Below are 19757 nucleotides of genomic sequence, written 5' to 3'. Positions count from 1 at the left end.
CAACGACTTCTATCGGCGCCCTTCCATCGCCATCCGAACGGCCAGGCCGGTCAACACCGTCCCCATCAGCCAACGCTGGATCGCCAACCATTTGGGCCGTCGCGCGAGAAACCCCGCAATCGAGCCTGCGCTGATCGCGACAAGCGCGTTCACACTGATACTCAGCACGATCTGCAGAAAGCCGAGCGCGAGCGACTGGCCCAGCACGCTACCGTGCCGCGGATCGATGAATTGCGGCAGCAGCGAAAGATAGAGCACCGCAATCTTCGGGTTCAGCAGGTTCGTCACAAAGCCCATCATGAACAACTTGCGCGGCCCATCGGCCGGCAGATCGCGTACCTGGAACGGCGAACGTCCCCCCGGCTTCACCGCTTGCCACGCCAGCCAAAGCAGGTACAGCGCGCCGCCGAAGCGCAACGCGTCATAGGCGAACGGCACGGCGAGCAGCAACGCTGTGATGCCCAATGCCGCGCAGAACATATAAACAAGGAACCCAAGCGCGACTCCGCCTAGCGAGATCAGCCCCGCCGTCCTGCCTTGGCAGATCGAACGTGAGACCAGGTAAATCATGTTCGGGCCCGGCGTCAGCGCCATGCCCAGTGCAACGAGGCCGAAGGCCAGAAAGGACGTGAATACCGGCATTGCATGCCTCCATAACAACATCGTGGTAGCGCTCAGGCGCGCCCCAAGGCAGCTCACGCGACTGATGGAAAGTCGACATGAATGTCGTCGGGTCGACTAAGGGTATTGGCAAAGATATCAAGCTGCATGGTCAATGAGAACTCCGTCGATTGGATGCCAGTGTAGCCGCCCGCTCAGGAAAACGGACGCAGCGCCAGCTCGAAGCCCAGGACCACAAGAAACAACAGAAAGCAGCGACGAAACGCTTTCGGACTGATCTTCTGCCGCACGACCGAACCAAGCCACATGCCGACAAGAGCGGGCAAGACGGCCAGCAATGAAAGCCCAGCCTGATCGAGCCGGAACTCGCCATGAACCCACAGCCCTCCTGCGAGAGCGAGCGTGGAGACGGTGAACGAAAGGCCCAGCGCCTGCACGAGCTCGTCTTTCTGAAAACCCAACGACTGCAAATACGGCACGGCCGGAATCACGAAGACACCGGTAGCCCCCGTCACTGCCCCGGTAACCATGCCGATGACGGGCGAAAGCCAAGGCTCGATACGTTGCGAAGTGGAGATCGTCGGCGAGAACAGTGCGTATGCCGCATACGCAATCAGCGCAATGCCTAAAGCGCGTCCTGACCAGACAGGATCAACGACGACCAGCAGCCGCGTGCCCATCACGGTACCGATCACAATGCAAAGCATCATGAGCCACAGCCTTCGCATGAGGCGGAGTGTGTCTTTGCCCGCCAGCATCTGCCACACATTGGTCACGCATGACGGAATGATCAGGATCGCCGCAGCAGTGAGCGGCGACATGACGGCGCCGAGCACACCCATGGCAACCGTGGGCAGGCCCATTCCAGTCACGCCTTTTACCACGCCCGCTCCGAGAAACGTCGCAAGAAGCAAACTGGTCAATCCGATGGTCAGAGAGTTCATGCACGGTATTACGCGTCCAACCGGCAACTGGCACAATGCGGTTGTTCCGATGCTTCCTTCGGATTGTCCGAAGGAAGCCTGATTGGGTGATCCTATGCGATTCGATCTCGCGGACCTGCGACTGTTCGTTTCTGTGGTCGATGCCGGCAGCATTACAGCCGGGGCGAAACAGGCCAATCTCGCATTGGCCTCCGCAAGCGAACGGATCAGTAATATCGAATCGGATGCCGGTGTCGTGCTGCTTGAAAGAAGCCGCAAAGGCGTGGTCACCACCGAGGCCGGGGAAGCATTGGCGCACCATGCGCGCCTGATACTTCGTCAGCACGATGTGTTGCAGGGAGAACTGCGCGATTTCGGCGCCGGTACTCGAGGCACCTTGCTGCTATACGCGAACACTGCGGCGTTGATGGGGCTACTCCCCCAGAAACTTGCACCGTGGCTGGCTCAGCGTCCGCGTCTCAACATCGATCTCAGAGAACGCACAAGCGCCGAGATCGTGAAGTTAATCGACGCAGGCCTGGCCGAAGCCGGCGTCATATCGGATGCGGTCGATGCCACGGGCCTCACGATCCAGCCCGTCGAGAGCGACCATCTCGTTCTGATTGTTCCTGTTGGGCACAGACTCGCAGAATCGAAGACGGTCCACTTTGCCGATGTCACGGACGAACAGTTTATCGGCCTCGAGACGGGAAGCGCGCTTCAGGATCATATCGACGCGCACGCTGCCAAGCTGCGCAAGACGCTCAAACTCCGTATCCGCATGAAGAGCTTCGAGGGCTCGTGCCACATGGTGTCGGAGGGTGTGGGGGTAGCGATCATCCCGCTGGCGGTCTCCAGGCGCCTTCACCGCAGGTATCCGTTCAAATCGATTGCGATCAGCGACGACTGGGCCCGTCGGCGCCTTTGCCTGTGCTTTCAGCAGTGGAGCATGCTGTCCAAGCCGATGCAAAGTTTGCTGACGCATCTCGGGGGCGGAGCGTAGGCGATAATTCGCCGTGACCAGATTCGATCGCTGTTGTGCCACGCGCCGGCGTGTCAACATGCTGATCAATCACACTCGGCAACGACAAGCCATGAGGGTACGAACATGATCCATCGCGAAGGCCAGCCGATCGCAGCCACCGTGTATCGGGGCGAGTCAGTTGAAAACAGCCATGTCGCCCACATCGCGGTCGTTCAAGCCGACGGAAAGCTGCTGTATTCATTCGGCGATCCGTCACGCATGACGCTACCCCGGTCTGCGGCCAAACCCGCCCAGGCTCTGGCCGTACTCGAAACGGGAGCGCTCGAGCGCTTTGGTTTCGACGACGGCGACCTCGCGCTCATGTGCGGCTCTCACAGCAGCGAGCCCCGGCATATCGAACGTGCGCAAGCGATGTTGAAAAAGGCTCAGGCGACCGAGGCTGACTTGCGATGTGGAGGACACCCACCGCTATCCGATGCTGTCTACGTCGATTGGTTGAAGCGTGACTTCAAGCCAGGCGCGGTGTGCAGCAATTGTTCAGGCAAGCATGCCGGCATGCTTGCCGGTGCACGCGCGATCGGCGCAAGCGTCGAGCGGTATGAGCAACCCGATCACCCGTTGCAGGTTCGCGTGAAGCAGACCGTCGCAGACGTCTGTGACTTGCCGAAGGACGACGTGCACTGGTCAACCGATGGCTGCAACTTGCCCACACCCGCCTTCCCGCTTGATCGGCTAGCGCGCGTATTTGGAAAAATGGCCGCCGCGCAAGATGAAGTCGAACGTTCAACGGCAGTTTCCGACAGGCAAGCGGCGCTCGCGCATCTCTATCGGGCTATGACGACCTATCCCGAGTTAGTGGCTGGCGAGGGTCGCTTCTGTACGTTGTTGATGAAAGCGTTCAAAGGCGCCCTCGTTGGGAAAGTCGGCGCGGACGGAAGCTACGCGATCGGGGTGCGTGCCTCAGAACAGACAGCGCAACTCGGCGCCGAAGGCGCGATCGGTATTGCCGTCAAGGTCGAAGACGGTAACACCAATGTGCTGTATACCGTGGTGACCGAATTGATCGCGCAACTCCAGTTGGGTACCCCGGAACAGCGCACCGCAATCCGAGCTTTCGGAGCGCGCCCCATCGTCAACACGATGGGTGTCGACGTTGGCCGGCTCGCTGTATCACTGAAGCTCGAGCGTCATCTCGATGGTGGGACGCGATGAAGTCCGGGCTCCTGCCGGCACAAAACCCATGACGTCCCGGAGCTGCTGCCGCTGAGATCGCGCAATGACACACCGGCCCAATACCGGTTGAGTGGAACGCGAAAAAAGGCGGTCTACCCTCGGGGGCGCTATTGCATCGATCTTTTCGGCTCTCCCTCGCGCGGCCAGAAATCAGCCTGCCTCGCCGGTCGGCTATCATGCCGGTCTCCTCCGAAGTAACCGCTTATGATTTCCGTCCGTAATGTCACACTGCGCCGCGGCGTTAATGTCGTCCTCGACCGCGCATCCGTCACCTTTGCTCCCGGTGAAAAGATCGGCCTTGTCGGCCGCAATGGCGCCGGCAAGTCGTCTTTCTTCGGCCTTCTTAACGGCACGCTGCACGAAGACAGCGGCGAGTTTTCCATTCCGTCCGCATGGAGAATGGGTCAGGTCGCGCAGGACATGCCGGAAACCGAGCAGAGCGCGACCGACTTCGTCGTCGAGGGCGACACGGTGCTGCTGGCCGCGCAGGCCGAAGTCGCCGCCGCCGAGGCCAGCGACGACGGCATGCGCATGGCGCACGCCTACATGGCCCTTCACGACGCCGGGGCACACGATGCCCCCGCACGTGCCCAAGCGCTGATCCAGGGCCTGGGCTTCAGCGCCGCGCAGCTTGATCAGCCGGTCAACAGTTTCTCCGGCGGCTGGCGCATGCGACTGCAGCTGGCGCGCGCGCTGATGTGCCCGTCCGACCTGCTGCTGCTCGACGAACCGACCAACCACCTGGACCTCGACGCGCTGGTTTGGCTGGAAGCGTGGCTCAAGCGCTATCAAGGCACCATGGTCGTGATCAGCCACGATCGCGAGTTCCTCGACGGGGTGACGCAGGTGACCGTGCACGTCGACAACGCCAAGCTCGTGCGTTACGGCGGCAACTACAGCAAGTTCGAAGACATGCGCGCCGAGCAACTCGTACTGCAGCAGGCCGCGATGGCCAAGCAGGCGGAGAAGATCGCCCATCTGCAGAAGTTCATCGACCGGTTCAAGGCCAAGGCCTCGAAGGCGAAGCAGGCGCAAAGCCGCGTCAAGGCGCTCGAACGCATGGAGAAGATCGCGCCCGTGCTCGCCGATGCGGAGTTCAACTTCGAATTCAAGGAACCGCTCAACGTCCCGAACCCGCTGTTGTCGATGGTGGACACGAGCTTCGGCTACCCGGCGCCCGCCGACGCAGAGCCGGGTACGCCCCCGACCGTCATCGTGCGGGGCATCAGCCGTTCCGTGCTGGCCGGGCAGCGTATCGGCATCCTCGGCGCCAACGGCCAGGGCAAGTCCACGCTGGTGAAGACGGTGGCGCACGCGCTGACGCCGATCGCCGGTGAAATCAGCGAAGGCAAGGGCCTGAACATCGGCTATTTCGCACAGCAGGAACTCGACGTGCTGCGTCCGCTCGACACGCCGATGGAGCACATGATCCGCCTCGCCAAGGACACGCCGCCGCACATGCGCGCCCCCGGCCAGAGCGGCACCGAGCAATCGCTTCGCACGTTCCTCGGCACGTTCAACTTCAGCGGCGACATGGTCCATCAAGCGGTCGGCACGATGAGCGGCGGCGAAAAGGCGCGGCTCGTGTTGTGCATGATTGTGTGGCAGCGCCCCAACCTGCTGCTGCTCGACGAACCGACCAATCACCTTGATTTGGCCACACGCGAAGCGCTCGGCATGGCGCTCAACGAATTCGAAGGCACCGTGATGCTCGTCAGTCACGACCGGTCGCTGCTGCGTGCTGTGTGTGACGAGTTCTGGCTTGTCACCAAGGGTGGCGTCGAGCCCTTCGATGGCGATCTGGACGACTATCAGCAGTTCCTGCGCGACGAAGCCCGTCGTGTGCGCGAGGAGGCTGCGGCGGCGTAGAACGTCATTGCGCGGTTCCGGAACGCATCTCGCATGCGTATCCGCACAGATCACAGACGCGATTAATCAGCAATAGGTGGTATCGCCCCACGATTTGTCTAAAGAATTGAATTACTGTCGCCGTTAGTCAGTGACGAGTCAGGGGAGGAACTGACTCAATCCCCATCACAGACTCATAAGCGACCATGATCCGCCGCGAGCCGCAGTGGAATGACGTCGATTCACAGGACGACCCGGACTTTGATCCGTCGTCGGCGATCGGCTGCTTTCGGATTGAACTGAGTTCTCGCGTGCGCGAGCGCTGGGGTGAAGTCCGTGCAAGTGCCTTCAACGCCGAAGGCACGCTCTGCATTTCAGACAGCCACCTGACGTTGGACACGTCGTCAACGTATGCGATCGGTGTCGGTCGCGCGCGAAAGATTGTGCTGGCGAACGTGTACAACGCTCGAGCGAGCAAGAAACTCGTATTCTTCGACATCGTCGACGGGCCGGGAGAGCTCGAGCACGTAGTTCTGCGAGCACACGATGCGTCCGATTCAGCGTCGATTGTCGCTGCGCTTCCCGCGCAAATGACGCGCCCTTATGCCGAGGAAGACCTCAAGCGACGTCGGTTCGCCGCGCAAAGTGCGCTGACGCCGTTTGCCTGGGGCACCTGGTCGATCATCGCGCTGACAACGATCGTGTTCATCGCGATGTGGTACAGCTGCGGAACCGTGCTGAGTTTCGACTATCGCTACACGATCGCCGGCGGCAGCAATTACGGCCCGTACACGATCGGAGGCGAATGGTGGAGATTGCTGACGTCTGTCTTCATTCACTTCGGGATTTTGCATTGGCTCATCAATATGCTCGTCCTCGCGCAGATGGGCCGTGTGGTCGAGCGTGCATTCGGCACACCGCGTTTTGTCGCGATCTATGTCATCTCGGGCGTGATTGCCAGCCTTGCAAGCCTGATCTGGCACTACAACATTCAAAGCGCGGGCGCATCGGGTGCGATATTCGGTGTGCTCGGCGCGCTGGTTGCCTACGTGCTTCGATATCGAAGTTCAATTCCGCGCTCAATGCTGACGAAGCAGTACTGGATCGCGGTCTTCTATTTGGTGAGCACGCTTGTGCGTGGGATATCGAATCAGCACGTCGACAACGCGGATCACGTCGGCGGGCTGCTCGTCGGTCTCGTACTCGGGTACATGCTTGCACCGCCGCTCGAAAGCACTGAGCCCACGCGTGAACGCCCCGCAATGACGTTTCTGATAGCCGGCGCGTTTGCGTGCCTGGCAGTCACCGGGCTGACTTTACGAGTTCTTCAACTCGCAGAACGACCCGACCGGCGACAGACCATGTATGCATCGCGAGCGATCTTTGAACTCGGAGCGGATGTCGATCGAGCGGAGCGGGACCTCCGCTCAATAGCCATGTCGCCCCCGATGACCGCAACCGGTCGCTCGGCGTACGTGCTCCGAATCAGGTCCATCGTGCTGCCCGAGTGGAGCGGGATCGACCAGGCAGTCGGCCGATTGCCGATCCCCTCGAACCCTGACGAGGCACGTGCGAGAACACACATGCTTCGCTATTTCGACGATAAAACACAGACCTTAGTCATTCTCGCGAATGCCGCAGGCGCCGACCATCTGCTCAGCCCTGGCGAATCGGCGACTGTCACTTCCCTGATTCGCGACGCCACGATGCAAATGAGCACGCTGCATACGGGACACTAACGGCAACGCGATTATCTCCATGGATCGAGTGACCAAAGTATTCATTGCAATCTCTTGCCTGATAGGCCTATTCGCGGTGGGCCTTGGCATCTACTATTTCGTGTGGAACGGAATCGACACCAGCGCAGCCCCTTCTAGCAGCGCGACACCGTCCTGGCCGCCTTAAAATCGTTAGGTGCCGAGCGTTTCGTCTATGCTTCGCCCCGAGCCATTCAATGACATGTCCTGATGAAGCGATTGCAGCCGAGATCGCGCGCCGGCACATCGGCCAGACACCGAATGCTGTCCGACGATTCACCAACGGCATTCAGCACTACGTCTATGAGGTTTCATTCGAACAGCATGCTCCGCTGGTTGTCCGAATGACCGTGCCTTCGCAGCGGCTCGCCATGGTTGGCGCGAAGACGTTGTCAGCGGCACTCAGGCCGTTGGGTGTGCCGCTTCCAGAGATCGTCGCGTGCGAACTGGATGATCCGTTTCCCTGGCTGATACTCAATCGCCTGCCTGGCACCGACATCGGCGACGTACTTGCCCACCTCGATACTGAGGCAATTGACCGCATTGCCCGAGATGTGGCGAAGGCTCAACGCAATACGGCAAAGCTCGAGACCGCATCGCGATACGGCTACGCAGTGCATGCCCAGGATGCGCCGCATCGCAGCTGGAGCGATGTCGTGAGCCAACACATCGCACGATCCTCTAAGCGGATCGCCAGTGCAGGTCTCTTTGACCCTTCGCTTGTCAAACGTATCGAGGCATTCGCACATCTCGCGCGAGACGAAATGAAGAGCATCCCGGCCATCCCGTTTCTTCATGATGCGACTGTGAAGAATGTGATCGTGACCGATGAGGGACAGCTGTCGGGCATTGTCGATGTGGATGATCTTTGTTTCGGGGATCCTCGGTATTCGATTGCCCTGACTTTGGCGGCTTCAATCGTGCGAGGCCTGCCCGACGAATACGCTGCCCGCCTGCTGCATCACGGCGGTCACCCGGATGACTGGCTCTTTCGCTTCTATGTGGCCGTGTATCTCCTGGACTTGATGTCAGAACACGGACAAGACTTCAACGGTAACGAACGCAAGACGACGGACCTTGAGCGGAATCGGATTCTCGCGCTTTACCTTGATGCACTCGCACGACTGGGTGATCGCACATGAGCGTGCAGCGATAGACCTGCCAGGGCCGCGCGAGCGAATGTGTCCGAGTCCATCGCCCGTTTCCTACCGAGCCGAACACAACAGGCGGACCACACCATCGGCAGGTGGCCCCGATCTTCTGAAACCTCAGAGTTCGCGCTTATGGGAGATCAGCGCGGCTTATACGAGAACTTCTGACCGCCCACGCTCGCCTCGTACATTAACCCGCCCTTCGCCACCGTGAAGACGGCCATGCCCTTTCGAAATGAACCGCCGGCGGAAGCGTCTTTCTTTCCACCGCTCACGTTAGTCGACGTGCCCGTTGTGCCAGCCTGTGCTCCGGCGGACGCGGTGATTGCAATCGCATTGGCATCTGCGCCGAATTCAAAGTTGCCGGCGGTGAATGCATTGAGGGCCTCTTCGTTCTCGAACAGGATGAGTTCACTGTAGACCTGGCCGCCCAATTGCAGGCCCACGGTGATCTGAGTCATCGACGTATCGCCGATCAGTTTCCCTTTCGCGTACACGTGGCCCTTGCCATGCGCACCGCCGATCCCGACTCCGCCTTTGCCGATGCTTGGAAACAAAGCGTAGCCATAGGCACTCTTTAGAAGACTGCCGCTTTCCCCGGCGTTCTTGAACAGGTTGAGTGTGTCGGAATACTGATCGGCCCAAACTGACGACATGGGTAGCATCAGCATGATGAAGAGTGTCGCTATCAGACGTTTGAGCATGTTTTTTCTCCGTGAGCTGCATTCAGACTAGCTAACAGATTGCCGCCAACACAAACCCCAAAAGGCCCAATTCGCTATCGCGCTAGCATTTAGCTTCACCACATTCGGTTGGCCTTCGACCTGTAAATCCTCCGATACCGGCATGTGAATCCACTACTTCGACAATTCGACGCCAAGAATTGTCGGAACGAGATCGCGCGAGGCGGAATCGACCCGCACAACGAGCATCGTGGCGTCATTCTCCTCATTCATCGACGCCATACCCTCAATGGGATCGTCGGACTTCACGAGCCTGCTCATCGTACCGAGTCCATCTTCGCGCGCTGGGGTTTCAAACGACACTTGATCGGAACGCAGGCGTCGGACTTGATCGTGCGGGAAAGGACGGTTGTCGAATTCCTCTCGGGGAAGTATGCCCTCGCCCGCAACCGAATCAACGAACGCCTTCCTGTCGGGGAACAGACGGGCTGCGATCTTTGCGGCTTCAAAGCGCCCTGACGTTTGCCCATAGGACGTACCCAACTCAATGGCTTGGCCATCAACGTCATTGCCGCTATTGAGCCCCAGCTTGCGAGAATAGTCAGCGATGACCAGGAGGATCGTGCCGCTTGAGCCGTAGTAACCGAAACATTGCCATCCACGCGGTGCCAGGACGCCAATGTCGCCAACCGAGTACCACGCCAGACGAGACGCGAGCTCTGCCGGGACTTGAGGCGTTTTCGATACCGGAGGTGCCGGCCTGAATCCAAGCTGTCCGTCCGATGCACACCCGACATAAGGCACCGAGGTCGACTGTGCGTGCGCCGACAGAGCCAAGCCCATCAGCATCGCAACAAACGATAGCTTCAGCCAGGCAGCTTTCATGGAATTGAGCCCGAGAAGGTAAGCGCAATATCGATTCGAGTATCGGAGAAGCACTACGGTACTTCAGCACTACGGCTTTCGTCTCATGCCAGCCGGGCCATCGACGACTAACTGACTCATGTTTCCAAGAAACTTTCTCAGGATGGGCGACTCGTTGTCGGTTCGATAACCCACCGCAATGTCGATGGTCGGCTGTACTCCGGTCAGTTGGCGACTGACCACTGACCACGGCAACAGAGGTTCGACATAGGTCGGCAAAAGCGTCACACCACGCGTAGAGCTAATCAGTGAAATGCCCGTGCCGAAGTCATCAAGCATATACTGGCAAGGCTCGATCTCAATGCCGTTGGCCTTGAAATACTCGGCGACTACATCTCGCAGCACGTGCGGGATGTCCGAGTAGCCAATAAATGTTTCGTTGGCGAACTCTCGAGGATCAACGGGTCCGTTATCAGCCAGTCTATGGTCGCTTGGCATGATGGCGAGGAGCGGTTCCTTGGCAATGACTTCGTAACGAAGATCAGGCCGTGGCTCGACTCTGAGAAAACCCATGTCCACATCGCCACGTTGCAATGCATCGGCGAGTGACGGCGATTGCAGGCTGACGACTTTGAATTCGATGTTGGGTAAGTCATCCCGTAACAGTTGAGTGACGCGAGGAAGCCAGTCCGCCTCTTGCCCGGTCAGAAATCCAACGGTGAAAGTTTCCTTGGAAAGACGTGCCGCACGTCGAGCTGCTTCGACGGCCGCCGCCGCGTGACTCAGAGAAAGTCGCGCTTGCTCCAGAAAGGCAACGCCAGCAGGCGTCAGTTCGATACCACGAGCGGATCGGATGAAGAGTTCAGCACCGACCTCCATCTCCAGATCCTTGAGTTGCCGGCTCAACGATGGCTGCGAGGTGAACAATCGATTGCTCGCCGCAGTGGTGACGTTCCCCTCTTCGGCGACGGCAACGAAATAGCGAAGGTGTCGTAGCTCCATACCATTCATGCCTCATAAGCATCGAAGACCGTCACGCAAAGTCTTTCTCATTCCGGACACCCGGATCTACATTTCACTCAACGGCAAACGTGTTCAGCGCCATAAGCAGCGGGGCTTCTGAACCTCCCCCGTGATCGGGGTGTGCGTATCTGCGCCGCCAAACATTGTATCAACCCAAGAAAACCGAACTGTGCCGGAGGGGCGCGTTCGCCCCGGATTTAACGGCCAATGGTCAGCAAGATGTTTTTCAAATCGCCTGCATTTACTTTCACAACGTCGTCAGACAAAGGACAAATACCATGAACAAGATTGCGCTCGTAACCGGTTCGAGCCGTGGCCTGGGCCGCAATGCGGCACTGAGCATCGCTCGGCATGGGGGCGATGTCATCGTGACCTACCGCCACGGAGAAGCCGAAGCGCTCGGTGTCGTAAGAGAAATTCAAAACATGGGCCGCAAGGCCACGGCAATGCGCCTCGACGTCGGCAAAGTCGATTCCTTCAAGTCATTTTCTGAAGCGCTGGGTCGTGTACTCGAGGAAACGTGGAATCGCGATGCCTTCGACTACCTGATCAACAATGCCGGCCACGGTGAAATGGCCAGCTTTGCCGAGACGACAGTCGAACAATTCGATGGGCTGTTCAATGTTCACGTCAAAGGTGTGTTCTTTCTGACGCAGGCATTGCTTCCCTTGCTCGCTGACGGTGGAAGGATCGTGAACTTTTCATCGGGCCTGACGCGCGTTTCTTTCCCTGGCTTCTCGGCCTATTCCGCCGCCAAAGGCGCGGTGGAAATCCTGACGGTGTACATGGCGAAAGAGCTGGGTTCGCGTGGCATTGCCGTCAACACGGTGGCACCCGGCGCGATCGAGACGGACTTCCTCGGCGGGGCCGTGCGTGACATGCCCGATCTCAACAGCCAATTCTCCGGCATGACGGCGCTCGGCCGCGTGGGAGTCCCGGACGACATCGGTCCGATGATCGCCAGCTTGTTGTCAGAGGACAACCGCTGGATCACCGCGCAGCGGATCGAAGTCTCCGGCGGCCAAGTTATCTAAATAAAGCAATGGAACCACGACACGGCGGTGATTTTCCCGCTCGTGATCAACGGCGAATGAAGGTGTTTTAACGACCTGGTACGTAGTTGTTTGACCGACATGACATCACTACATTTCATACATCGCGTGATCATCACTCCGATATTTGTACTTAACCCTCAAGGTAAACATCATGGCTAACTTTCCGATTTATACGCTCGACTCCGCACCGGCCGATTCGAAGCCGGCACTTCAAGGTCTTGCTCAGACCTTCGGCATGGTGCCGAACATCCTCGGCGCCATTGCCGGCTCGTCGAAGCTGATCAATGGCCTCGTCGGCCTGTTTGGGCAGGCGCATGGAGGCAATCTTGCCGAAGCCCACGTCCAGACGTTGCTGCTGACGAATGCGGTGACCAATGGCGCCGAGTGGCCGGTTGCGTTCCACTCGTTCCTCGGTGTCAAGGAAGGGCTGAGCGAGGCCGACGTGCAGGCGATTCGCGAACGCCGTCTTCCGGCGGACCCCAAGGTTGCGGCGCTGTCGCGCCTCGCACGTACGCTGATCGAAAAGCGCGGCAAAGTCGACGATCACGACATCGCTGCGTTCACCGCGGCTGGCTTCGATCAGGCGCTCGTCCTCGACGTCATCCTCGTGATTGCCGCCTCGACGATCACCAACTACACGGCAAGCGTGACTCACCCGCCTCTCGAAGAGATGTTCCAGCCCTACGCGTGGGCGGCTTAACGTGAATGTGAGCGGCGGGTGCGACACCGACCCGCCGCCGCAGAATGCCTCGCTCGCATGCGGGCACAGATCGCCAAGGAGTTCATCATGCAACCCTCACAATGTGTCAGTCGTTGTTTGCTTCCCGACACTGCAGCGGAGATCGTTGAAGAACAGGATCCAGCCGCGAACGCTGCAAATACAGTGACGACACCTGCGTCGTCCTACCAATTTCTCTTTGCATGCCAGCGCGATGGAGGACTGAATCGCATCTGGCCGGACGAAAGCGCCAACGATGCCTTCGGTGCTGAGGATCTGCTTTCGCAGATTCACGAAGATACGGTGCATGGTTGAGCGGTGCGTATGGCGCTGAAGCAGCACTACACCGCACGCTCATCCGGCGCTTTCGCAACGGCTTGCTGTGGCGGGTCGTGCGACTTGGACCGAAAGGCCATGCGAGCAACAAACGCAACCGTCGCCAATGATCCGAAGACAGTCATCGTCGTTGGCAACCCCACCTCAGCACTCAAAAACGGGCCACCGAAGCTGCCCAGCGCAAATGTGCCGAAGTAAAGGCTGAAGACGAACGCCGCATTCGACGGCGAGGTATGCGCAGCCAGTGCCGGCAGTGTCCCGGCGAGTGCGCCGAACGACAGGCCCGTCAACGCAGCAAACAACAAAAAGAGCGCAGGCACTCCGAGTCGAGCGTCCGCAATGTTCGCGCCATAACCGAAGGCAGCCAGCCCAAGCACAACGCACCACGTGACCCGGACCGAGCTCATATCAGCGAGCACACCTCCAGCGAAACGCCCTATCCCGTTCGCCGCGGACATGATGGTGGCGCCCGCCACGCCAAGGCCAACGGCATGTCCGTGCCCGGTCGCAATGCGTCCTATCGCGGCGAACACAGCCGAACCGAATGGCACGGTCATGAACAACAGGCCCATATTCCACAGAGCCGGCCCCCAGCACGTTCGTGGTCGTCGCTGCGAGGCCTTGTCCTGTGTCGTTTGATGCTCAACCGGTCCCGATCGCAAAGCCATCAGAGACAGACCCGCCAATACCCCATAGGTCGCCATAACAATGGCGAGTGCGATGCGCCACTCGACCTGATGCGCGAGCCATAAAAACAATGGCCCGCTGATGCTCGCAGACAGGCCATAGATGGCAAGCAACGCGCCGGACAAGCGCCCTTGTGCGCGCGATGCGACGCGATGAATCACCGCGATGCTTGCGGTGGTCGAGAGGCCGCCACCTAATCCGAGCGCAACGATTGCGTATCCGACTGCGAAGCGCACCGGCGAAGCACTCGTCAGCGCGAGCAGTCCACCGGCCGCGAAGCAACCCAGCGCCCACCGGAGAATGCGCTCCGGCGCAACGCGTCCGGCCAGGCGCCCCCCCGTCAACACGGCCGGAAGCAACGCAAGCGGCGTGAGCGAAAACATGAGGTCCAGCTGACTGGCCGACCAGCCGGTTGCGGCGTGAATGGCCGGCGCCATAGCGCCCCACGCATAGACCAGGCCAAACATGAATTGAAACGGCGTAAGCAAAACCACAGCTTTCCAGCCATCACCTTTCGCCCGGCTGTCCGCGGGAAAGGTTGCTAGCGTGTTCACGACTGATCTCCGGATTAGAATCAACGAGGCAATGGCTTGCATGATAGAAGCCGTGCCGTGTCCGCATTTGCTCCTGACTGAACCGATTTCTTGACTTCCAGTGAACACCGATCCAACAGTTCTGTCGTCGTGGGTCAACGCTTTCCGTGCGCCCGTCGAGGATGCCGAATGGGATTCGCTCCTGAGCGACATCATGCAGCCGGGGGATCTGACCATTGACCCTCACGTTCGCCACGCTGGCGCGGCGACAACGGCGCGCCTGTCAGGCAGTGGCGTCATTGCCGATCTGCACATGCCGGCCCTTGAGGTCGAGCATCGGACCGAACACGTGATTCTTTCGAAGGAGCGCGAGGTGCTGGTCCACCTCGTGCGAGAAGGCAGCGGGACGCTCGAACAGGAAAACACGGAGCTGCACTTTCAGGCTGGCGACATCACGTTCCGTGATGCGCATCGACCCTCGAAGGTGCGGTTTTCGGGTACGAGCGTTCATCTCATCGCCCTGCGGCTACCCCTCGCGCGCTGGGACGGGTATGGGCCGGTGACACTGCACGGCCCGGCGCTCGCACCGCGCGATCATTCGCTGACGCAAACCGTCAACGCATTCGTGCAGCAGATGGAGCATGGCTTGAAGGATTGCGACCGAGTCGCTCTGGCCGCATTTGAACAGTCGTTTGTTTTATTGCTCGGTGCGGCTTGCCAGCAATTTCATTCGAATCCACCGGCGGGTAGCGGTCAGTCCGAAGGCGTGCGCTGGCGCCAGATTCACGACTATATCGAAACCCATCTCTTCGACCCCGCGCTGACACCGAAAGACTGCGCCACTGCGCTTGAAATATCGGAACGCTACCTGTACCGGGTACTCGCCAATCACGGCGAACGATTCTCCGAGATTCAGCTGCGCAAACGTCTGGATGCGAGCGCCGAGCGCCTGCGCGATCCGCGATTTAGCAAATATCAGATCGCCAGCATCGCATGGCAGTGTGGATTCAAAGGACCTGCGCACTTTAGTCGCGCGTTCTTGAAACGGTTTGGCGTGACACCGCGTGCCTGGCGGGCGTACGACGGGATGTCGATCTGACGGGTGCTAAGTCAGCGCGCTGAAGGCGGCAAGGTTTGATGTCCGGTGCGATATCTAATTTGCATCTCGAACGCACCGGGCTCTACGTCTGCACAGCGTTCGTCGCGAGAAGCCGCGCCAGGTTACCCACTGCCGCCGCCGCGTGGCGCTTGATGCGCTCCCGCGTATCGATAACGTCCGGCGCATCGCGATGAAGCCCGATTCCTCCGAAAGGGTTGAGCCGTGTCTCCTTGGCCCAGCTCGCCACCGCCGGATGGCCCATCCGCGCGCGCTCGTGCGCGAGCGTCGCGAGGAACGCGCAGAGAAAGTCCCCGCTCGTATCCCAGTAAGCGACCGGCGGACAGAGTCGATTCTTGTCTTCGTCGCTGTCCATCAGCGCCTCGATCACGCCCAGCATGGCGAACTGGTAGCACACATATCCCCAAAGGAAAGGCTGAACCGTCACGCGCCCCGCCTCGAAAATCGGACGCAGTGGGCGGCGCGCCAGCCCTCTCGACGCACAATGGATATGCACCGTCGCAGCGCTTGTCGGCACGCTTCCCTCGTCGAGAACGATCTCGTCCCGCTCAATGCTGCGTACGTGACCAAGACGCACGACGTCCTCGATCTTGCGCAATAACTCCAATTCAGCCTCGCTGATCACGGCGCCGCGAAACATGCTGGGTGCGACGCCGGGATCAACGCGAAGGAAGAACCCTTCCGCTTCGAGCCGTGCGAAGACATCTTCAATGGAAGCGCCCTGCGCCATCGCCTCAAGCTGAAGCGCCATGCCTCGATAGGACTCGGGGAGCTGAGCCAGCGGCTGCTGGAAGCGGCGATTCATCCACCAGGCCTCCCGGGGTTTGATCCATCGGATGGACGACGCGGGGACATTCTGCTCAAGCAGCCACACACAGGTGTCGAGGGCAGTCTTCCCCGCACCGATCACGACGAAACGCTCAGGCCGCTGCGTGATGTGTGCGATATCGCCCGCAGGCACGCAAAGCACGCCGTCTGCTACGTCGAACGGGGGCACGCTCGTCGCAGGCACTGTGCCTTCGACGTACGTGGTGTCGATGACCTTGCGACGCACGTGAGCTTTCCATGACCCTTGAACGAGTCGCGACGCGATATGGCCATCGCCGAGGTACTCACTGCAGGGAAAGTAGCGGACGCGGCCGCTTGAGAGAAAGCGCTCGTGCATGACGCGCGCGAAGTAAGCACGAATTTCATCAGCACCGGCGAGTTCGTAGTAGCCGGCGTTCGTCCCGGCTGTATCGAGAACGTCGTGCCCAAGCGGCACCGAACTCACGCCATAAAAGGTGGACGGCTGGTGGAGACGAACGTAGGGATAAGCGTCGATCCAATGGCCGCCAGGCGCGTGGTGGCGATCGACAATTGTCAGCGATGCGTCGGAATGTGTAAGCAAAGCGTCGGCAAACGCCATCCCGGCGGCCCCAGCACCGACCACGAGGTAGTCCGTTTCGAGCGTTTGGTCTGCCATTTCTTCGCCGCAGCCCTCATCGCAGCATTGATCCTCATTCTAGGATCGATTTGGGATGACTGCTGGGGTGACTTTGCTGCGGGGGGGTCGCCTTCCCTTGCTATTTGATTCATCCAACCCGAAAGGCAAACACAAGATTTTCGTGGCTTATGCCGTCGAGAACGAAGCCGGTCTTGTCGATCTAGGCTGGGCCTCGGTGCGACAGAAATCGAGTGCGAGATCGAACTAGACGTCCGTTCGTCGGCACACGGGTTCACTCAATCGTGCATGCCGAACGCACATTTCAGCGAACGTCTCGAGATAGCTTTCATGTGGGCATCGCTACGAGCTACTATCGTTTCGCGACGCCGAGTGAGTTACCTCAAAGATTCGCCTCGCGCTTCCCGGTCTCACCGGAGGTTAACCCCGTGTCCCTGATCTCATGACGAACCGCTTTTTCGACGACCTGCTGTCCAATCCAATCAATCGCATCATCCTCGAGCGATGGGATGCGTTGGCACTGCCTGACTGCTGGCTCGTTGCCGGCTGCCTGTTCCAGACAGTGTGGAATAAGCAATCAGGGCAACCGCCGCAAGCAAACATAAAGGACTATGACCTCTTCTACTTCGACGCGAGCGACCTCAGCGAAATCGGAGAAAAGAAAGTACAAGCGCACGTCGAATATGTCCTTGCAGACTTGAATGTAACGGTCGAAGCGTCAAATCAGGCGCGTGTACATCTTTGGTACGAGTCGTATTTCGGCTACCCTTGCTCAGCGCTAAAGAACTCCTGCGATGGAATCGACCGCTTCCTGATTCCGGCCACATGCGTCGGCGTTCAACCGCATGCGCTCTATGCGCCAAATGGCCTTGATCTGTTGTACCAGGGGATATTGACGATGAATCCCCTAACGCCACACCGCGAGCTCTTCGAGAGAAAGTCGGTATCGTATCGCCAGCGTTGGTCTTGGCTGCAAGTTCAGTGAAATACTGTGATCGCGGGCGACGAACAGGCCTCAGCCGGCACCCGCTTCGCCTGATAAGCTTGATGCTCAGGATTGTGCATAGACAGGAAAGCAGATGGTTCTTTTGTGCGGCCCTAAAAACTCTCGCTACACCTATACCGGTAGCCGCTGTCCACATACGGACCTTGCGCTAGAAAGCGACGCGCTGACTCTTGGTGACGCTATCGCTCAGTATGAGCGCCACTTTGGCGTTCGGATCTCAATTCATATCGACGCAGAAGATGCCGAAGAAAAATTCGGTGACAAGTATTTTCGCTACATCGACGAAGCTGGCGATGAAGACATATTGGTCGACATCCACGTGTTCCGGGGGGACGAAGAGCTGTGCCCCAAGCAAAATCTCGATTTCGCCCTTGAAGACGCGGACATCGTAGAGTTAGGCCCACTTCTCTGCTGAACGATGTTCGAGCCGGGTCGACTGCTGCTCAGGCTTCACCTAGGCGAATGCCGAAGCATGAGAAACGCCGTTCCGCCGGCGATGGCCAGCAAAACGAAGAGCAGAAATAAAAGCCACTCCTTCCGCGTACCTGGCAAATCAGTGAATGGAATGTCCCCCCCGAGCGCGCCGAGCACCACAACCACGATCGCGGCCAGAATCATCGTGCCTTTAGCTAAACCGCCGAAGAATCCTTCTACGGCGCGAACTGATCTTGATGCGTCGTCGGACATTTGTTATTTCCCATCCCGGATGCATGAAAACCACTCTACACGTGTGAGTCAAAGCTCACCACCCCCACGAGTGCTCTCTCCGGCCAACGCCATCCCTACCCCCGCATCGGCAAAATATCTCGCGCCAGTTCTTCAATGACCTCTTCGGTCGGTCGCGATTGCGCGTGCAGATTGAACGTCACGTGGTGCGCGCCCATCTCTTGCACTTCCGATAACACATCGCGTAACGCGCGACGCCCCGCCCGATAGCCGAGTTCGATCGGCTCCGCGGGTGCGTCCGCTTGATCGACCAGTTCCACCCGCATTGCGACGGAGAAGCTTCGAAATGCATCGGGCGCAGCACGCTTGACCGCCGCCCGCCACATGGCATGCCGATCGTGTTGCGCGGCCGGCGGGCGGTGATAGGTCGCCCATCCGATCGAATGACGCGCAATCCAGTCGACGCTCTGCCCTGACGAACCGACCGATAGCATCGGCACAGGCGCGGGAGCACGCGGACGCAATTCGAACGTCGTCGGTGGATCGGCTTCGATGTCGGGAATCACAACGGGCGTCGGTGCGAGCGCGGCCTCAACACGTTCCCAGTTCGCACGGAACAGCTCGCGACGCGCTTCGGTATCGCGCCCGAACGCGGCGAATTCGGGTGGCCGATCTCCGGACCCGAGCCCGAGCACAAAGCGGCCGCCCGACAGCGCTGCAACGGAAACCGCACCCTTTGCGATGTGCAAGGGATGTCGCAACGTCAGCACGATGGCACCCGTGACAAGCGTGATCGACTGAGTGTGCGTTGCAAGCGCGCCGAGCAATACCCAGGGATCAAGGTGGCCGACGGGATCCGGATATCCCTCGTTGTTCAGCGGCACGTCACGCACCCACAGCGCGTCGAATCCATGGGATTCAGCCAATTTGGCAAGACGCACCTGAGCGGCGTAATCGACATCGTGCGCATCGAATACGCCAACCGGCAGAGTCAGGCCGAACGAGATCCGGCCCTCACAAAACAGTCGCGCAGCGCCGACGCGCGCAACACTTTCTTCCGAAACATCGATTGACATCGTTCGTCAGCAGAGAGGCGCCACCTGAGTG

The 19757-nt window shown here is 59.4% G+C and carries 20 protein-coding genes; 11 read left to right on the top strand and 9 right to left on the bottom strand.

Annotation, left to right across the window (positions count from 1 at the left end):
- Nucleotides 1-9: 9 nt before the first annotated feature.
- Both ACMFWR_RS08810 and ACMFWR_RS08805 read right to left on the bottom strand, forming a co-directional pair.
- Nucleotides 10-642, bottom strand: coding sequence for a LysE family translocator (locus ACMFWR_RS08810; protein ID WP_413194618.1), 633 nt, complete (start codon nucleotides 640-642; stop codon nucleotides 10-12).
- 173 nt (nucleotides 643-815) lie between these two features.
- Nucleotides 816-1565: a sulfite exporter TauE/SafE family protein gene (locus tag ACMFWR_RS08805; RefSeq protein WP_413194617.1), complete on the bottom strand. Its 750-nt coding sequence runs from the start codon at nucleotides 1563-1565 to the stop codon at nucleotides 816-818.
- An 82-nt stretch (nucleotides 1566-1647) separates the two neighbouring features.
- On the opposite strand from ACMFWR_RS08805, the gene ACMFWR_RS08800 reads away from it, so the two are divergent.
- From ACMFWR_RS08800 to ACMFWR_RS08780, 5 genes are all read left to right on the top strand, one after another.
- Nucleotides 1648-2547, top strand: a complete 900-nt coding sequence (locus ACMFWR_RS08800) for a LysR family transcriptional regulator (RefSeq protein WP_413194616.1) — start codon at nucleotides 1648-1650, stop codon at nucleotides 2545-2547.
- Between the two features lie 105 nt (nucleotides 2548-2652).
- A complete protein-coding gene (locus ACMFWR_RS08795) occupies nucleotides 2653-3741 on the top strand; it encodes an asparaginase (protein ID WP_413194615.1) in 1089 nt (362 codons plus the stop codon).
- Nucleotides 3742-3966: 225 nt separating this feature from the next.
- Entirely contained in the window at nucleotides 3967-5631 is a 1665-nt protein-coding gene (locus tag ACMFWR_RS08790; protein WP_413194614.1) for an ABC-F family ATP-binding cassette domain-containing protein, read from the top strand.
- A gap of 185 nt (nucleotides 5632-5816) precedes the next feature.
- Entirely contained in the window at nucleotides 5817-7349 is a 1533-nt protein-coding gene (locus tag ACMFWR_RS08785) for a rhomboid family intramembrane serine protease (RefSeq protein ID WP_413194613.1), read from the top strand.
- 215 nt (nucleotides 7350-7564) lie between these two features.
- Complete coding sequence (locus tag ACMFWR_RS08780) at nucleotides 7565-8509, top strand: phosphotransferase family protein (RefSeq protein ID WP_413194612.1); 945 nt, start codon at nucleotides 7565-7567, stop codon at nucleotides 8507-8509.
- A 149-nt stretch (nucleotides 8510-8658) separates the two neighbouring features.
- Here ACMFWR_RS08780 and ACMFWR_RS08775 read toward each other — a convergent pair whose 3' ends face one another.
- The 3 genes from ACMFWR_RS08775 to ACMFWR_RS08765 all read right to left on the bottom strand — a co-directional run bounded on the left by ACMFWR_RS08775 (nucleotide 8659) and on the right by ACMFWR_RS08765 (nucleotide 11076).
- Nucleotides 8659-9222, bottom strand: a complete 564-nt coding sequence (locus ACMFWR_RS08775; protein WP_413194611.1) for a YSC84-related protein — start codon at nucleotides 9220-9222, stop codon at nucleotides 8659-8661.
- A 153-nt stretch (nucleotides 9223-9375) separates the two neighbouring features.
- Nucleotides 9376-10086 (bottom strand): hypothetical protein, encoded by a 711-nt coding sequence (locus ACMFWR_RS08770; protein ID WP_413194610.1) that lies wholly within the window; start codon nucleotides 10084-10086, stop codon nucleotides 9376-9378.
- Between the two features lie 69 nt (nucleotides 10087-10155).
- A complete protein-coding gene (locus ACMFWR_RS08765; RefSeq protein WP_413194609.1) occupies nucleotides 10156-11076 on the bottom strand; it encodes a LysR family transcriptional regulator in 921 nt (306 codons plus the stop codon).
- A gap of 290 nt (nucleotides 11077-11366) precedes the next feature.
- On the opposite strand from ACMFWR_RS08765, the gene ACMFWR_RS08760 reads away from it, so the two are divergent.
- From ACMFWR_RS08760 to ACMFWR_RS08750, 3 genes are all read left to right on the top strand, one after another.
- Complete coding sequence (locus tag ACMFWR_RS08760; RefSeq protein ID WP_413194824.1) at nucleotides 11367-12122, top strand: SDR family NAD(P)-dependent oxidoreductase; 756 nt, start codon at nucleotides 11367-11369, stop codon at nucleotides 12120-12122.
- A gap of 172 nt (nucleotides 12123-12294) precedes the next feature.
- The gene (locus tag ACMFWR_RS08755) at nucleotides 12295-12843 is read left to right on the top strand and encodes a carboxymuconolactone decarboxylase family protein (protein WP_413194608.1); all 549 of its coding nucleotides are present in this window, start codon (nucleotides 12295-12297) and stop codon (nucleotides 12841-12843) included.
- 87 nt (nucleotides 12844-12930) lie between these two features.
- Nucleotides 12931-13176, top strand: coding sequence for a hypothetical protein (locus tag ACMFWR_RS08750; RefSeq protein ID WP_413194607.1), 246 nt, complete (start codon nucleotides 12931-12933; stop codon nucleotides 13174-13176).
- A gap of 26 nt (nucleotides 13177-13202) precedes the next feature.
- Here the strand turns inward: ACMFWR_RS08750 and ACMFWR_RS08745 are convergent, their stop codons facing one another.
- On the bottom strand, nucleotides 13203-14438 hold the full coding sequence (locus ACMFWR_RS08745) for an MFS transporter (RefSeq protein ID WP_413194606.1): 1236 nt from the start codon (nucleotides 14436-14438) through the stop codon (nucleotides 13203-13205).
- 100 nt (nucleotides 14439-14538) lie between these two features.
- Here ACMFWR_RS08745 and ACMFWR_RS08740 point away from each other — a divergent pair, with 100 nt between their 5' ends.
- Entirely contained in the window at nucleotides 14539-15516 is a 978-nt protein-coding gene (locus tag ACMFWR_RS08740) for a helix-turn-helix domain-containing protein (RefSeq protein ID WP_413194605.1), read from the top strand.
- An 82-nt stretch (nucleotides 15517-15598) separates the two neighbouring features.
- On the opposite strand, the gene ACMFWR_RS08735 is transcribed toward ACMFWR_RS08740, so the two are convergent.
- A complete protein-coding gene (locus tag ACMFWR_RS08735) occupies nucleotides 15599-16999 on the bottom strand; it encodes an NAD(P)-binding protein (protein WP_413194604.1) in 1401 nt (466 codons plus the stop codon).
- 421 nt (nucleotides 17000-17420) lie between these two features.
- On the opposite strand from ACMFWR_RS08735, the gene ACMFWR_RS08730 reads away from it, so the two are divergent.
- Complete coding sequence (locus tag ACMFWR_RS08730) at nucleotides 17421-17963, top strand: nucleotidyltransferase family protein (protein ID WP_413194603.1); 543 nt, start codon at nucleotides 17421-17423, stop codon at nucleotides 17961-17963.
- Between the two features lie 94 nt (nucleotides 17964-18057).
- The gene (locus ACMFWR_RS08725; protein ID WP_413194602.1) at nucleotides 18058-18399 is read left to right on the top strand and encodes a hypothetical protein; all 342 of its coding nucleotides are present in this window, start codon (nucleotides 18058-18060) and stop codon (nucleotides 18397-18399) included.
- Between the two features lie 35 nt (nucleotides 18400-18434).
- On the opposite strand, the gene ACMFWR_RS08720 is transcribed toward ACMFWR_RS08725, so the two are convergent.
- Together ACMFWR_RS08720 and ACMFWR_RS08715 are read right to left on the bottom strand one after the other, a co-directional pair.
- Nucleotides 18435-18671 carry a hypothetical protein gene (locus ACMFWR_RS08720; RefSeq protein ID WP_413194601.1) on the bottom strand — a complete coding sequence of 79 codons (237 nt, stop codon included), beginning with the start codon at nucleotides 18669-18671 and terminating at the stop codon, nucleotides 18435-18437.
- 95 nt (nucleotides 18672-18766) lie between these two features.
- The gene (locus tag ACMFWR_RS08715; RefSeq protein WP_413194600.1) at nucleotides 18767-19726 is read right to left on the bottom strand and encodes a TIGR03571 family LLM class oxidoreductase; all 960 of its coding nucleotides are present in this window, start codon (nucleotides 19724-19726) and stop codon (nucleotides 18767-18769) included.
- Nucleotides 19727-19757 lie beyond the last annotated feature (31 nt).

The organism is Pararobbsia alpina, assembly GCF_965118125.1.
Lineage (GTDB): Bacteria > Pseudomonadota > Gammaproteobacteria > Burkholderiales > Burkholderiaceae > Pararobbsia > Pararobbsia alpina_A.
This window is presented reverse-complemented; position numbering and strand designations above follow the sequence as displayed.

Excerpts from the sequence above, each read along its gene's own strand:
- ACMFWR_RS08790 (WP_413194614.1), top strand. The coding sequence starts at position 3,967 with ATGATTTCCGTCCGTAATGTCACACTGCGCCGCGGCGTTAATGTCGTC.
- ACMFWR_RS08765 (WP_413194609.1), bottom strand. The coding sequence starts at position 11,076 with ATGAATGGTATGGAGCTACGACACCTTCGCTATTTCGTTGCCGTCGCC.
- ACMFWR_RS08725 (WP_413194602.1), top strand. The coding sequence starts at position 18,058 with ATGGTTCTTTTGTGCGGCCCTAAAAACTCTCGCTACACCTATACCGGT.
- ACMFWR_RS08735 (WP_413194604.1), bottom strand. The coding sequence starts at position 16,999 with ATGGCAGACCAAACGCTCGAAACGGACTACCTCGTGGTCGGTGCTGGG.
- ACMFWR_RS08730 (WP_413194603.1), top strand. The coding sequence starts at position 17,421 with ATGACGAACCGCTTTTTCGACGACCTGCTGTCCAATCCAATCAATCGC.
- ACMFWR_RS08715 (WP_413194600.1), bottom strand. The coding sequence starts at position 19,726 with ATGTCAATCGATGTTTCGGAAGAAAGTGTTGCGCGCGTCGGCGCTGCG.
- ACMFWR_RS08770 (WP_413194610.1), bottom strand. The coding sequence starts at position 10,086 with ATGAAAGCTGCCTGGCTGAAGCTATCGTTTGTTGCGATGCTGATGGGC.
- ACMFWR_RS08810 (WP_413194618.1), bottom strand. The coding sequence starts at position 642 with ATGCCGGTATTCACGTCCTTTCTGGCCTTCGGCCTCGTTGCACTGGGC.
- ACMFWR_RS08775 (WP_413194611.1), bottom strand. The coding sequence starts at position 9,222 with ATGCTCAAACGTCTGATAGCGACACTCTTCATCATGCTGATGCTACCC.
- ACMFWR_RS08755 (WP_413194608.1), top strand. The coding sequence starts at position 12,295 with ATGGCTAACTTTCCGATTTATACGCTCGACTCCGCACCGGCCGATTCG.
- ACMFWR_RS08785 (WP_413194613.1), top strand. The coding sequence starts at position 5,817 with ATGATCCGCCGCGAGCCGCAGTGGAATGACGTCGATTCACAGGACGAC.
- ACMFWR_RS08760 (WP_413194824.1), top strand. The coding sequence starts at position 11,367 with ATGAACAAGATTGCGCTCGTAACCGGTTCGAGCCGTGGCCTGGGCCGC.
- ACMFWR_RS08750 (WP_413194607.1), top strand. The coding sequence starts at position 12,931 with ATGCAACCCTCACAATGTGTCAGTCGTTGTTTGCTTCCCGACACTGCA.
- ACMFWR_RS08795 (WP_413194615.1), top strand. The coding sequence starts at position 2,653 with ATGATCCATCGCGAAGGCCAGCCGATCGCAGCCACCGTGTATCGGGGC.
- ACMFWR_RS08805 (WP_413194617.1), bottom strand. The coding sequence starts at position 1,565 with ATGAACTCTCTGACCATCGGATTGACCAGTTTGCTTCTTGCGACGTTT.
- ACMFWR_RS08780 (WP_413194612.1), top strand. The coding sequence starts at position 7,565 with ATGACATGTCCTGATGAAGCGATTGCAGCCGAGATCGCGCGCCGGCAC.
- ACMFWR_RS08720 (WP_413194601.1), bottom strand. The coding sequence starts at position 18,671 with ATGTCCGACGACGCATCAAGATCAGTTCGCGCCGTAGAAGGATTCTTC.